General features: G+C 64.7%; 11 protein-coding genes, 1 other RNA gene and 1 pseudogene. 5 read left to right on the top strand and 8 right to left on the bottom strand.

What is annotated here, in order from left to right; all coding sequences use genetic code 11:
* Positions 1-33: 33 nt before the first annotated feature.
* Complete coding sequence (locus HDG37_RS02015) at positions 34-612, bottom strand: helix-hairpin-helix domain-containing protein (protein WP_184043897.1); 579 nt, start codon at positions 610-612, stop codon at positions 34-36.
* A 310-nt stretch (positions 613-922) separates the two neighbouring features.
* On the opposite strand from HDG37_RS02015, the gene HDG37_RS02010 reads away from it, so the two are divergent.
* Positions 923-1,450 (top strand): MerR family transcriptional regulator, encoded by a 528-nt coding sequence (locus tag HDG37_RS02010; RefSeq protein WP_184043895.1) that lies wholly within the window; start codon positions 923-925, stop codon positions 1,448-1,450.
* The gene (locus HDG37_RS02005) at positions 1,369-1,779 is read left to right on the top strand and encodes a carboxymuconolactone decarboxylase family protein (protein ID WP_090804613.1); all 411 of its coding nucleotides are present in this window, start codon (positions 1,369-1,371) and stop codon (positions 1,777-1,779) included. The genes HDG37_RS02010 and HDG37_RS02005 overlap by 82 nt, the downstream gene beginning before the upstream one ends.
* A 120-nt stretch (positions 1,780-1,899) precedes the next feature.
* Here the strand turns inward: HDG37_RS02005 and HDG37_RS02000 are convergent, their stop codons facing one another.
* The 7 genes and pseudogenes from HDG37_RS02000 to trxA form a co-directional block, all read right to left on the bottom strand.
* Positions 1,900-3,279 carry an MATE family efflux transporter gene (locus HDG37_RS02000; RefSeq protein ID WP_184043893.1) on the bottom strand — a complete coding sequence of 460 codons (1,380 nt, stop codon included), beginning with the start codon at positions 3,277-3,279 and terminating at the stop codon, positions 1,900-1,902.
* 2 nt (positions 3,280-3,281) lie between these two features.
* A complete protein-coding gene (locus tag HDG37_RS01995; protein WP_184043891.1) occupies positions 3,282-5,039 on the bottom strand; it encodes a glycosyltransferase family 39 protein in 1,758 nt (585 codons plus the stop codon).
* A gap of 276 nt (positions 5,040-5,315) precedes the next feature.
* Entirely contained in the window at positions 5,316-5,579 is a 264-nt protein-coding gene (locus HDG37_RS01990; RefSeq protein ID WP_090804621.1) for a type B 50S ribosomal protein L31, read from the bottom strand.
* Between the two features lie 178 nt (positions 5,580-5,757).
* Positions 5,758-6,591 (bottom strand): zinc-dependent peptidase, encoded by an 834-nt coding sequence (locus HDG37_RS01985; RefSeq protein WP_184043889.1) that lies wholly within the window; start codon positions 6,589-6,591, stop codon positions 5,758-5,760.
* 15 nt (positions 6,592-6,606) lie between these two features.
* Positions 6,607-7,164: pseudogene (locus tag HDG37_RS01980) on the bottom strand (MFS transporter); the annotation flags it as partial.
* Between the two features lie 110 nt (positions 7,165-7,274).
* Positions 7,275-8,543 (bottom strand): transcription termination factor Rho, encoded by a 1,269-nt coding sequence (rho, locus tag HDG37_RS01975; protein ID WP_184028958.1) that lies wholly within the window; start codon positions 8,541-8,543, stop codon positions 7,275-7,277.
* Positions 8,544-8,824: 281 nt separating this feature from the next.
* Positions 8,825-9,151, bottom strand: a complete 327-nt coding sequence (gene trxA, locus HDG37_RS01970; protein WP_013089343.1) for a thioredoxin TrxA — start codon at positions 9,149-9,151, stop codon at positions 8,825-8,827.
* 509 nt (positions 9,152-9,660) lie between these two features.
* Between trxA and ffs the strand changes: the two genes are divergently transcribed.
* The 3 genes from ffs (at position 9,661) to HDG37_RS01955 (ending at position 12,891) form a co-directional block, all read left to right on the top strand.
* Positions 9,661-9,759: signal recognition particle sRNA small type (gene ffs, locus HDG37_RS01965), an RNA gene on the top strand.
* Positions 9,760-9,941: 182 nt separating this feature from the next.
* A complete protein-coding gene (locus tag HDG37_RS01960) occupies positions 9,942-12,491 on the top strand; it encodes a DNA polymerase III subunit gamma/tau (protein WP_184043887.1) in 2,550 nt (849 codons plus the stop codon).
* Between the two features lie 73 nt (positions 12,492-12,564).
* Positions 12,565-12,891 (top strand): YbaB/EbfC family nucleoid-associated protein, encoded by a 327-nt coding sequence (locus HDG37_RS01955; protein ID WP_027197578.1) that lies wholly within the window; start codon positions 12,565-12,567, stop codon positions 12,889-12,891.
* Positions 12,892-12,915 lie beyond the last annotated feature (24 nt).

Here is a 12,915-nt window from a genome sequence, read left to right as displayed (position 1 = left end):
CGGTGAAACGCAAGGGCGGCAGCCCCGCCGGGCTCAAGCGCCGGACGCAGCCGCGGCGGATGCCGCCTTGCTCTTCTTCGCTTTCTTCTTCGAAGCCTTGGTGCCGGACGCGTCGGCCGGTGCGCTGGCTGCCGCGGCGGCCGCAGCCGTAGCGGTTGCCGCTTCGGATGCTGCGGCCTTGTCCTTCTTCTTCGACTTCGACGGCTTCGCGGCCGAGGCAGGCGCAGCCGCGGCCGGCGCTGCCGTCGTGGCAGCGGGCGCGGCGGCGGTGGTTGCCGCGGGAGCCGCCGGTGTGGTCTTCGTGGCCGGCTTGGTGGACGTCTTCGCGCCGGTCGGCGGTGCCGACGAGCCGTTGATCGTCAGTCCGGCCGCTTCGAGGTTCTCGACCGATTTCTGGCCGATGCCCTTCACACGCACGGCGAGATCGTCGGCGCTCTTGAACGGGCCGTTTTTGGCGCGTTCGTCGAGAATCGCTTTCGCATGCACGGGGCCAATGCCCTTGACCGATTCGAGCGCGGCCTGATCGGCGGTATTCACTTCCACGGCCGCGGCAAATCCGGCCGACAGCGACAAAGCCACAGCGACGCAAAGCATGAAAAGCTTCTTCAGCATGGCAAGCACTCCATTGAGGGCAAAAAGTTAGCCGGGAACGGACGACCTATCCTGTCAGCGGGCGCTGCGTTTAAGCATAGGACAAATCGCAGGCCCGATTTGAGATAGCGGACGATTTATACCGATCGATCGATGACAAGTAAATCCACCACACAATATTTAAAGCTTTTGGCGGCATGCAGTGCCGGTGAATTTATCGGTCGATATCGATCGCGATAACTCGTCTGCGATAAAGAATGAGCAACGCAAAGGAATGACAGCGTCCGACGCTTGACTTAGAGTGCACTCGAAGTCCTAACCTGAGTCCGTCATGTCGAAACACTCAACCGCGCTCACCATCGGTCAGGTCGCCGAAACGATCGGCGTGTCCACGCACACGCTGCGCTATTACGAACAGGCCGGCCTGATCCAGCCGGTCGGACGCACGCAGACGGGGCACCGGCTGTACTCGCCGGCCGATCTCGACTGGTTGCGCTTCGTGATGCGTCTGAAGGCAACGGGCATGTCGATCTCCGGCATGCAACAGATCGCCGCGCTGCGCGCGCAAGGCCATCCGACGATGCGCGCACGCCGCGACCTGCTGGTTGCGCATCGCACCGCGTTGCTCGCGCGGATCGCCGATCTGCAGGGCAACCTCGGCGCGATCGACGACAAGATCGCGTACTACGAGGCGGCCTCGAGCGGCGCGCTTGAGCCCGATCCGGCACGACAGGACGACGAAGCCTCGTCGCCCTCACACCCCGATAAGGACTCGCAATGGACTACGCACACAACGACCGCTACGCGCGGGGCTGGGATAAGCTCAGGGAAATCGACGGTTCGGCGGGCGAGCAGGTAATCGCCGCGCTCGCGCCCGTCGCGCCGGAATTCGGACGCCTGTTGATTGAATTCGGCTTCGGCGACATCTACAGCCGGCCGCAGCTCGATCTGCGCACGCGTGAGATTGCGACGATCGCGTCGCTCGCGACCCTCGGCTGCGCGCAGCCGCAGCTGAAGGTACATATCGAGGCGGCGCTGAACGTCGGCTGCACGCGCGAGCAGATCGTCGAGGTGTTCATGCAGATGGCACTTTATGCGGGCTTTCCGGCCGCGCTCAATGCGCTGTTCGCGGCGCGGGAAATTTTCGAGGCCAAGGATCGGGAGGGGCAGGCCGCATACGCGGCGTGAGCGGGCTGAGCTGCGTGGGGACGGAAAGGCGGATGCAGAACAGGTCGTCTCTCACCCTGGCTTGGGCGCAACTGACGGTCCGGTCGGTGCTATTCGCGGCCTTCCCAACCCTCCATCCCCTCAAACAGCCGAATCAACCAGCGCCGCCGCAGCCTCGCGCAAATAGCGCTGGCTCACGAATCGCCAGTACACGAGCAAGCCGAGCCCGGCAATCGCGAGACTTGCGGTATTCGCGACCCAGAAGCCGCGCGCGCCGGTCAGCCAGGGCGGCGTGAGGCCGGTCGTATCGAAGCCGAGTGCATAGCCGCCGCCGAGCCCGACTCCCCACAGCGCCACCGCATAGATGATGGTCGGCACGACCGCGACCTTGTAGGCGCGCAGCACGAACGCGGTCGAGATCTGCAACGCGTCGAACAGGTGGTAGCAGGCGACGATCAGCACCAGCGGCAACGCCTTCGCCGCGACCTGCGCGTTCGTCGTATAGCCGGCGACGATATATGGCCGCAGCACGAGCACGAGCGCGCCATAGCAGCACGCGATCGCAACCGCCATCGCGATGCCGTGACGCGACAGCGTGCGCGCCGCCTGCGGCCGATGCGCGCCGAGCGCCTGCGCGACCAGCGTCGACGACGCGATGCCGATCGACAGTGGCGTCATATAGAGCACCGCGCCGACGTTGCCGGCGATCTGATGTCCGGCGAGCGTCGTCGTGCCGAAGCGCGCGATGAAAAGCGCCATGAAAGTGTACGACGTGACCTCGATCAGATACGACAGCCCCATTGGAATACCGAGCCGCAGTTGCGCGGCCTGGCGCTTCCAGACCGGCCAACAGAAGTGCGTGAAGATGCCGAGTGCCTTGAAATCGTCGATGCGCGCGAGCAGCAGCATGCCGAGCGCCGCGAGTGCCCAGTTGAGCAGCGTGCTCGCGAGCGCGCAGCCCGGACCGCCCAGCGCGGGCACGCCGAGGCCGCCGAAGATGAACCAGGTATTGAGCGGAATTTTCAGCAGCAGCGCGGCGATCTGCAGGAACATCACGAGCCGCGGTTTGGCGAGCGCATTGGCAACGGAGCCGTAGACCCGGAAGGCGAGGCCGGCGGGCAGCCCGAACGCGAGAATCCGCAGGTACGCGAGCGTGCGCTCGTGCAGCGCGTCGGGCACCCGCGACAACGCCAGCAACGGTCCGGGGAAGAACAGGATCAGAAAGCCGATCACGGTCAGCGCGGCGGCAAGCCACCATGACTGGCGGACCTCTTCGCCGATCTCGCCGTAGCGACGCGCGCCGTACAGCTGCGCGGTGATCGGCTGCAGCGCGGTCAGGATGCCGGTCAGGCCGATATAGACCGAGACGTAGATCGACGAGCCGAGGCCGAGCGCGGCCAGATCGACGGCCGAGTAGCGCCCGACCATCGCCGTGTCGATCACGCCGAACGCGATGATGGCCAACTGGCCGATCAATACGGGCCACGCGAGCGCGGCGATCTTCCGTACGTCGGCGAACATGGTCAGTCGCGCTTCTTGTGCCAGTTGCGGCGCTTGCCGGGCGGCGGCTTGGGACGGTCGATGCGCACGTAAAGGCGGAAGCGCTCGTCGCGGTCCGCCGCGCGGCGGCCTTCCCACACGAGCTTCCAGATGTAGTCGGGCATCGCGCTCGGGTCGCCGTAGTCCTGCGAGTCCTGACGCAGGATCACGTCGCAGTCCTGGTCGAACGAAAAGTGCATGTCGCCGAAATACGCGAACGTCGCGATCTGCGCATTGCCTAGGCGCACCGGCGCGATGCACGTGTAGTCATCGGGCAAATGGGCGGCGATCTGCTGTGCGACGTCGCGATAGGTCCGGCTGTAGTTGACGACCGGCAGCCACAGCGTCATCAGCAACACCCACATCAGCGTGGTGCCGGCGCTCGACAGCACGACGCTGCGCCACAGCACCTTCGGATGACGCGCGAGGCGCCAGCGCACCAGCAGGAACCAGCACACGGTCACCGCGACCGCGCACACGAACGACAGAATCTTGAACTGCGGCACGAAGCCGGGCGCGAGTCGCGCGAGATTGCGCGCGAGCGGATGCGGAAAGCCGGTCAGCCCTGCCACATACACGAGCCATACGAAGCTGCCGAGGATCGTGAAGCTCAGCAGCGCGAACCAGTCGATCGCATTGATCGCGCCGCGCTTGAGCGTCGGCAGCGCGAAAGTGGCGAGCACCGCAAGCGGCGGCAGCAGCAGCATGTAGAGTCGGTTCGACTGATGGCTTTGCAGCACGACGAGCACGAACAGCGGCCCGATCACCGACAGCGGAATCGCCACGTGCGGCGCGCGCCGCAGTCCCTGCCAGCTGAACCACGACCACAGCGCGAGCGGCCAGGCGGGCCACGTGAAGAGCGGCAGGTTTTTCAGCGCATACGCGGCGACCGAGCCGGGCGGGCCCGCGAACGAACTCAGGCTCACGTGCAGCCACTGGTTCAGATACCAGACAGCGTCGTCCGGGAACGCTGTGAGCGCGATGATCGGCCACGACACCGCGAGCATGAGCGCCACGGGCAGACCCGCGAGCAGCAGCCAGCGCGATCGCGTTTCGCGTACGATCAGCGTCATCGCGAGCGTGCCGAGCAGCAGCGCGCCGACCAGCACCGGGCTGCTCGCGAGTGTGACGAGGCCGATCGCGAGACCCCAGATCAGCGCGCCCTGAATCGGCTTGTCGATCATGCGCACGAGGCCGTACACGAGCATCGCGATGCAGACGAACTGCGCGAGCTGCGGCGTGGTCTCGTGACCGCGCTCGGCGAGGCCGAAGCACGCGAGCAGGATCAGCAGTGCGCCATCGGCGAGCGTGCGGCCATAGTCGCGCGGTTCCGGCTCGCCGCCGAACGCATATTTGAATGGCTGCACTTCGGCACGCCGGCCGAGCAGATACGCCGCGTACCAGACGAACGCACAGCCCGCGCAGAACAGCAGGCCCGTGAACACGCGCGACGCGTTGCTCGCGTCGACCCACGGTGCGAGGACGCGGATCGCACTCGCGCCGAGCCAGTAGCCGAGCGGGCCGTCCTCGGTCAGATATTTGCCGACCAGATTCGGCAGCAGCCAATCGTGCGCGCCGCCGTTCGCCATCGTCCACATCACACCAAAGCCGGCTGCGTCCTCGTTCTTCCACGGATCGCGGCCGAACAGGCCGAACGAGGCGTAGACGATACAGATGGCCAGCAGCAGCCAGCGCGGCAACGCACTGGTCGCAGAGGCAGTGAGGCGAACGACAGGTCTCATGCAGTGTGTGGAGTCTGGATAAACGATGCAGCCGGAGCGGCCCGGCAGGTCAGGGCGCGAGGGCCCGTTTCGAGCATCCGGCATTGTAGTCGTGCCGTGCGATGCACGTCACGGCCGGTAACGCCCGGCAACGTCAATGGACAAGCTGTAACACAGTGTCGCGACAGCGCGGCGTGCGACCCAGCGGGCGCACAAGCGCAGGCGACAAAAAAGGGCAGCTCGCGCTGCCCTTTCTGTTTGCTCCGTTGCCGGCCGGCAGCCGGCACCGTTGCGGTATTACTTTACTGCCTTGCCCGAAGCACGTGCGCCGAACTTCTTGTTGAACTTCTCGACGCGGCCGGCCGTGTCCATGATCTTTTGCTGGCCGGTGTAGAACGGATGCGATTCCGACGACACTTCGATCTTCGCGAGCGGGTAGGTCTTGCCGTTGAATTCCGCGGTTTCGCGCGTCTGGATGGTCGAGCGCGTCACGAACCTGAAGTCGTTCGACATGTCGACGAACAGGACTTCGCGGTAATTCGGGTGAATGCCTTCTTTCATGGTCTTTCCTTTAATCTGGCGGTAGCCAACCCGCGTGCAGCCTCGAATGGGACTGCCTTCAGGCGCGAGCCACTTGCCTACGGTCGAAAAACCGCGATTATGCCAGAAAATCAGTCGCTTGGCGATTTTTCTGCCAGCGGATTCTATTGCGGCGCAAGCGGCGCCCATTCGCGGCGTCTCAAATGGGCGTGAACGTCAAACCGACGCGCGCTGGATCTTGCCGGTAGTAGCGCGCGAGCAGTCGGTACAGTTCCGGATACTCCGCCTCGAACGCTTGGGGCCGCACGAACAGCGCCTCGCTGCATACGGCAAAAAATTCCGACGGATGGTCCGTCGCATACGGATCGATCAGCGACTCGCGTTCGAAACGCGCCCAGCGTCGCTCGGGCACCGCGTCGACTTTCGCACAGAAGTGATCGTATGCATGGTCGAACACATCGGCCCATGCCTGCGCATCGAGCGGCGCGTGCCAGCGGCGCATCAGCGGCGGGTGGCCATCCGCTTCGCCGTTGAGCATGTCGATCTTGTGCGCGAACTCGTGGATCACGACGTTGTATGCGTCGCTGCCATCGGTCATCTGCGCGTCTTCCCACGACAGCACCACCGGGCCGCCTTCCCACGCCTCGCCGCTGGCGTCGTGTTCGATCTCGTGCACGACGCCATCTTCGTCCTCAACGGTCTTGCGGATCACGAACTCGCCCGGATAGACGATCACGCCGACCCAGCCGCGATACAGATCGAGGCTCAGATTCAACACCGGCAGGCACGCCTGCGCGGCGATGCCGACCGTCATCGCATCGGTCAGCTCGAGCTCGTGCGCGGTCGAGAACTCCTTCTGCGCGAGGAAGAGACTCGTCTTCTCGCGCAGCCGCGCGAGATCAGGCGCTTCCAGATGCGTGAGAAAGGGTAGGCCGGCGAGTGTCGCCTGCCACAAGGAATCGTCGATCGCGTAGTCGCGCAGCGCGCGCTCGCGACGCCGTGCGCCCAGCCAGTTCGTGAGTTTCGACAGCATGCTTGGAGCCCACCTTCAGTCGATCTGTTTTTGCCACGCGGCGAACGGGCCGCCGCATATCGCGACGCCGATCAGAAAATAGAAACCGTCGAGCGACGCGAGCAAACTGGCTTGCTGCGCAATCGACCGGCTGATCGACGCGATCGCGAGCGCGTGCGCTTCGCTCGCCGCATGACCGGCGGCGGAGCCGCGCGCCAGCGTCGCGAGCGTGTTCTGGTAGACCGGATTGTACGGATTCACGGACTCCGCGAGGCGACTTTGATGCAGCGCGAGCCGGTGCTGTTCGACGATGATCGCCGAGGCGGTCGCGAAGGAGATGGTCAACTGCCGGACGATGTTTTTCAGCCGGTAGCCGTGCGTGAACGCCTCCTCGATCGAGAAGATGCGGCACGTCAGATTCGCGACCGACGGCACGATGAACAGCAACAGCAGGCCGCGCAGCAGCAGCGGCAGGGCGAGCGCCGCTTCGCCGACGTCCGGCGACATGCGTGTCATCCACCCGGCGGCGAACGCGGCCACCCCGAAGCCCGGCACGATGATCCACTTCTCGCGCGGCAGCAGCTTCGCAAAACGCGGCGCATTGTCTCTGCGGACGATGGACGAAAAAAAACCGCTCGCAGTTTGCGAGCGGTTTTTCATGCGTTGCAGTTGCCGACTAATACGGCCAGCACGAACGTCGCGCGTTAGCTGCCGCCGCCACGACGCATCATGTCGAAGAACTCGGAATTGCTCTTCGTCTGGCGGATCTTGTCGAGCAGGAATTCCATCGACTCGACTTCGTCCATGTCGTGAATGAACTTGCGCAGTACCCAGATCTTCTGCAGCGCTTCGGGCTTGATCAGCAGCTCTTCGCGGCGCGTGCCAGACTTGTTCAGGTTGATTGACGGGTAGACGCGCTTCTCGGCGAGACGGCGCTCGAGGTGCACTTCCATGTTGCCGGTGCCCTTGAACTCTTCGTAGATCACATCGTCCATGCGGCTGCCGGTTTCGATCAGCGCCGTGCCGATGATGGTCAGCGATCCGCCTTCCTCGATGTTGCGCGCCGCGCCGAAGAACCGCTTCGGGCGCTGCAGCGCGTTCGCGTCGACACCGCCCGTCAGCACCTTGCCCGACGCCGGGACCACCGTGTTGTAAGCGCGCGCGAGACGCGTGATCGAGTCGAGCAGAATCACGACGTCGTTCTTCATTTCGACGAGGCGCTTGGCCTTCTCGATCACCATTTCGGCGACCTGCACGTGACGCGCGGCGGGTTCGTCGAACGTTGAGGCGATCACTTCGCCGGCCACCGAACGCTGCATTTCCGTCACTTCCTCCGGACGCTCGTCGATCAGCAGCACGAACAGCACGACGTCGGGATGGTTCTGCTTGATCGCGTGCGCGATGTGCTGAAGCATCACGGTCTTGCCCGACTTCGGCGACGCGACGAGCAGGCCGCGCTGGCCCTTGCCGATCGGCGCGATCATGTCGATGATGCGGCCGGTCACGTTCTCTTCGCCACGCATTTCACGTTCGAGCAGCAGCACCTTGTTCGGGTGCAGCGGCGTCAGGTTTTCGAACATGATCTTGTGCTTCGAGGCCTCCGGCGGCTGGCCGTTGACCTTGTCCACCTTCACCAGCGCGAAATAGCGCTCGCCGTCTTTCGGCGTGCGCACTTCGCCTTCGATCGTGTCGCCCGTATGCAGATTGAAGCGGCGGATTTGCGACGGGCTGATGTAGATGTCATCCGTGCTGGCGAGGTAGGAGGTTTCCGGCGAACGCAGGAAGCCGAAACCGTCCGGCAGCACTTCGAGGGTGCCGTCGCCGAAGATCGTGTCGCCCGCTCTGGCTCGTTTTTTTAGAATGGCGAACATCAATTCCTGCTTGCGCAGGCGGTTCGCGCTTTCGATCTCGAGGCCATTGGCCATCTCGATCAATTGGGACACGTGCAGAGTCTTAAGCTCGGATAAATGCATACGGAGAACCCGCAGGAGAAGGTGCGACGAAATGAAATCTGGGAGGAGGGTGAGCGGAGCCGCTCAAAGACTTACACGTCTTTTCGACGTTTTGTGGATTCTAGCATAGCACACGCCAATTTAAGCCAGTCCGGCAGCGCGGCATCTTTGTTGCAAAGCGTGTTGCCGGCTGACAACACGCTTGACCGGCGGGCGCGGCGGTTTGCACACCCGATGCGCCCGATTCTCCAACTGCCTGCGGCGCGCGATGGAGCCGCGAGCGCCGCGGCGTACTGCTTGCTTTACAGGTTGCCGTCGAGGAACGCGGTGAGTTGCGACTTCGACAGAGCTCCGACCTTCTGAGCGGCAACGGCGCCGTTCTTGAACAGGATCAATGTGGGGATGCCGCGCACGCCAAACTTGACCGGCGTGGACTGATGCTCGTCGACATTGATCTTCGCGACTTGCAGGCGATCGGCGTAATCCTTCGCGACCTCGTCGAGGATCGGCGCGATCATCTTGCACGGACCGCACCATTCGGCCCAGAAATCGAGCAGCACGGGTTTATCGGATTTCACGACGTCCTGTTCGAACGATGCGTCGCTAATATGCTTGATTTGTTCGCTCATTTATGAATACCTCTGTCGGTTCGAGGCCCGCCTGAATTGCTCGCCACGATACGTCAAAAACTGGGAAAACTCCGTTCGCTTTGCCGCATCCAGAGCCTCGCCGCGCATGCCTGTGAAAATCAGAAAAACCGCCTGAAAAAACGCCGGATTTTCACGCAATGCGCGGAAAGAGTCGCGTATGCGGGTCTTTCAACTGGCAGTGTAGCTTAATTCGCTATGCGTTGCCGATGGCGATAGTACTCATCAAGGCAGTGGGGCTAATAGGCCGCCGCCGCAGCGTCGGCCGGTTTCTGCGGCTCACGGCGACCGCGTTGCAATCTAAATGGTGTCGCGCGCGGCGAACTCAAGTTCCGGCGCGTGGCGCGCGTCGCCGCGGTGGCCGGGAGGGCGTCTGGCGGCGTGCAGAAAGCGGCCGCAAACCGCGCGAAGCCGTTCGAAGCGGAGCGTCGTTCGCGTTTTGCTCGTGCCAACAGTCGCACAATGCGCGCGGCAATGATAGAATCCTTCGTGACGGGCCTCCTCGCATGGAGGGATGGTCAACCTGGTCAGGTCGGGAACGAAGCAGCCACAGCCGTTTTCCACCAGTGCCGAGGGTTGGGCTCGTCACCTTTCCTTGCTTTTTTCTCCGTGGCCGTTTTCACGGCTTCTCCGCAGTTTCTCCTCAGTCATTCCGAGCTTTTGTATTGATCGTTCGCCGTCTTCGGATGGAGCGTCGTCGTGGCCGTTTCGCGCATTTCACGCGTCTTCCCGAATCGGTTTTGCGCGCCATTGTTACTGATACAATTTCCGGATGACCTATCAAGTTCTCGCACGCAAATGGCGGCCGAAGGATTTCGCTTCGCTCGTCGGACAGGAGCACGTGGTGCGCGCGCTCACCCATGCGCTCGACGGCGGCCGTCTGCACCATGCCTATTTGTTTACAGGTACGCGCGGCGTCGGCAAGACCACGCTGTCGCGCATCTTCGCGAAGGCGCTCAATTGCGAGACCGGCGTGACGTCGACGCCGTGCGGCGTATGCCGTGCGTGTCGCGAGATCGACGAAGGGCGCTTTGTCGATTACGTCGAAATGGACGCGGCGAGTAATCGTGGCGTCGATGAAATGGCCGCGCTGCTCGAGCGCGCGGTGTACGCGCCCGTCGACGCGCGCTTCAAGGTCTACATGATCGACGAAGTGCACATGCTGACGAACCACGCGTTCAACGCGATGCTGAAGACGCTCGAAGAGCCCCCACCGCACGTCAAGTTCATCCTCGCGACCACCGACCCGCAGAAGATTCCGGTCACCGTGCTGTCGCGCTGTCTGCAGTTCAATCTGAAGCAGATGCCGGCCGGCCATATCGTGTCGCATCTCGAACGCATTCTCGGCGAAGAGAGCGTGCCTCACGAGGCGCAGGCGTTGCGCCTGCTCGCGCGCGCGGCCGACGGTTCGATGCGCGACGCGCTATCGCTGACCGATCAGGCGATCGCCTATTCGGCGAACCAGGTCAGTGAAGACGCGGTGCGCGGCATGCTCGGCGCGCTCGACCAAAGCTATCTGATCCGCCTGCTCGACGCGCTCGCGCAGGGCGACGGCGCGGCGGTGCTGGCGGTCGCCGACGAGATGGCCTTGCGCAGCCTGTCGTTCTCGACGGCGCTGCAAGATCTGGCGAGCCTGCTGCATCGGATCGCGTGGGCGCAGTTCGCGCCTTCGTCGGTGCTCGACGAATGGCCGGAGGCGGCCGACTTGCGCCGTTTCGCCGACGCGTTGAGCGCCGAGCAGGTGCAACTGTTCTATCAGATCGCGACGATCGGCCGAAGCGAACTGGGCCTCGCGCCCGACGAATACGCGGGCTTCACGATGACGCTGCTGCGCATGCTCGCGTTCGAGCCGGCGCCGACAGGCGGCGGTGGCGGAGCGGCGGGAGCCGCTGGCACGCAGAGCGGTGCGGGCGGAGCCGGCGCCGGTGCGCAGCGCTCGGGTGCACCGACGGTTGCCGCGCTGCGCGCGCTGTCACCGTCGTCCGCGACGGCCATGGCAGCTGCTGCGCCCGTTCGTGGACCTCAGGTAAGCGTTGCCGGCGAGGAGCAGGGCGACGCGATGAAATCGACCGCGCCGACTGCAAAGCCGATCGCGAAACCCGCAGCCGACTCCGCGCAATCTGAAGAAGCACCGCAATCGCCCAACGCCGAAGTCGCCCGCGTGACAGACGCGCCTGCCATTACAGCACCCCAGCTGGCGCCGTGGGAAGACGCGCCCGCGAATGCCGTCGCCACGATCGCCAGCTCGAGCGCGCCGGTCTCGAACGAAGTTTCCGACATCGCACCTTCGTCCGCACCGAGCGCGCTTGCAACTGCCGCGCCTGGTCGAGCGGAAGAGGCCACGTCACCGGAACCGGAAGCGCAGCCGGAATTGGCGGCGCCCGCTTCAACGGCGGCACCGGCGGCCGCAGCCGACTCCGTGCCGCGCCGCGCGGGCGGCGCCAGCGCCGCGCTCGACGTGCTGCGCAACGCCGGCATGAAAGTATCGTCCGACCGTGGCCGCGCTAACACGGCCGTGCCCGCGAAGCCGGCCGCACCGAAGCCGGCCGCACCGAAACCCGCCGCGCCGCGTGTGGTTGTGCCGGCGCCGACGCCTGGTGCGTCACGCCGCGAGTCGCAGGACACCGCCGCGCAGGCTGCGCCCGCTCGCGACGCAAACAGCGGCGCGAGCAGCAATGCGCAGCAGAACAGCCCGTCGATCCCACCATGGGACGACATGCCGCCCGACGACTACCTGCCGTTGTCGGCCGCGGACGACGCGTACTTCATTCCGCCAGACGACGACTTCGTGCCGGTGTTCGACCGCGGCCCCGACGACGTCCGCATGGACGGCGCGGCCGCGCAGGCCGCCGCGCCGGCGCCGCTCGCCGATACGCGCCCGCTGCCGCCTGCCGTGCCGCTCGATCCGCTAGGTTTCACCGGCGACTGGCCGGCGCTCGCCGTCGATCTGCCGCTGAAGGGCATCTCGTATCAGCTTGCGTTCAACAGCGAACTGATGGCGCTCGACGGCAGCACGCTGAAGCTCAACGTGCCGGTGCCGCAATACGCAGAAGCGTCGCAGGTCGCTAAACTGAAGGCAGCGCTCGTCGAGCGGCTCGGCCAGAACGTCGACGTGCAGGTCGAAGTCGGCCCGGCGCGCCGTACCGCCGCCGCGCACGACGCGAAGCTGCGCGCGCAGCGCCAGCAGGAAGCCGAGCGCGAGATCAGCGCCGATCCGTTCGTGCAGTCGCTGATTCGCGAGTTCGGCGCGAGCATCGTGCCGGGCTCGATCTGCCCGATTACCCCGGACGCCGCCCCGAACGGCGCGTCGCCGGCCCACTGATCCATCGTTCGCGGCGTCGTCGCAGCGCGGCGCCGGAATGCCAGATTTCACGCTATCTAGAAGGAGCACGTCCATGATGAAAGGCCAACTCGCCGGGCTGATGAAGCAAGCCCAGCAGATGCAGGAAAACATGAAGAAGATGCAGGAGCAACTCGCGCTGATCGAAGTCGAGGGGCAGTCGGGTGCCGGTCTCGTCAAGGTGACGATGACCTGCAAGAACGACGTGCGCCGCGTGTCGATCGACCCGAGCCTGCTCGCCGACGACAAGGACATGCTGGAAGATCTCGTCGCCGCCGCGTTCAACGACGCCGTGCGCAAGGCCGAGGCGACCGCGCAGGAAAAGATGGGCGGCATGACCGCCGGCCTGCCGCTGCCGCCGGGTTTCAAGCTGCCGTTCTGAACCTGCTCTGATTGGGAACGGGTT

The organism is Paraburkholderia sp. MM5384-R2, assembly GCF_014201025.1.
Taxonomy (GTDB): Bacteria; Pseudomonadota; Gammaproteobacteria; order Burkholderiales; family Burkholderiaceae; genus Paraburkholderia; species Paraburkholderia tuberum.
Note: the sequence above shows the minus strand (reverse complement) of the source record. Positions and strands in the feature narration are given on the sequence as shown.

What these genes read in the sequence shown, in the direction of transcription:
- HDG37_RS02015 (WP_184043897.1), bottom strand. Translation starts at nt 612, where the DNA reads ATGCTGAAGAAGCTTTTCATGCTTTGCGTCGCTGTGGCTTTGTCGCTG.
- HDG37_RS02010 (WP_184043895.1), top strand. Translation starts at nt 923, where the DNA reads ATGTCGAAACACTCAACCGCGCTCACCATCGGTCAGGTCGCCGAAACG.
- HDG37_RS02005 (WP_090804613.1), top strand. Translation starts at nt 1,369, where the DNA reads ATGGACTACGCACACAACGACCGCTACGCGCGGGGCTGGGATAAGCTC.
- HDG37_RS02000 (WP_184043893.1), bottom strand. Translation starts at nt 3,279, where the DNA reads ATGTTCGCCGACGTACGGAAGATCGCCGCGCTCGCGTGGCCCGTATTG.
- HDG37_RS01995 (WP_184043891.1), bottom strand. Translation starts at nt 5,039, where the DNA reads ATGAGACCTGTCGTTCGCCTCACTGCCTCTGCGACCAGTGCGTTGCCG.
- HDG37_RS01990 (WP_090804621.1), bottom strand. Translation starts at nt 5,579, where the DNA reads ATGAAAGAAGGCATTCACCCGAATTACCGCGAAGTCCTGTTCGTCGAC.
- HDG37_RS01985 (WP_184043889.1), bottom strand. Translation starts at nt 6,591, where the DNA reads ATGCTGTCGAAACTCACGAACTGGCTGGGCGCACGGCGTCGCGAGCGC.
- rho (WP_184028958.1), bottom strand. Translation starts at nt 8,543, where the DNA reads ATGCATTTATCCGAGCTTAAGACTCTGCACGTGTCCCAATTGATCGAG.
- trxA (WP_013089343.1), bottom strand. Translation starts at nt 9,151, where the DNA reads ATGAGCGAACAAATCAAGCATATTAGCGACGCATCGTTCGAACAGGAC.
- HDG37_RS01960 (WP_184043887.1), top strand. Translation starts at nt 9,942, where the DNA reads ATGACCTATCAAGTTCTCGCACGCAAATGGCGGCCGAAGGATTTCGCT.
- HDG37_RS01955 (WP_027197578.1), top strand. Translation starts at nt 12,565, where the DNA reads ATGATGAAAGGCCAACTCGCCGGGCTGATGAAGCAAGCCCAGCAGATG.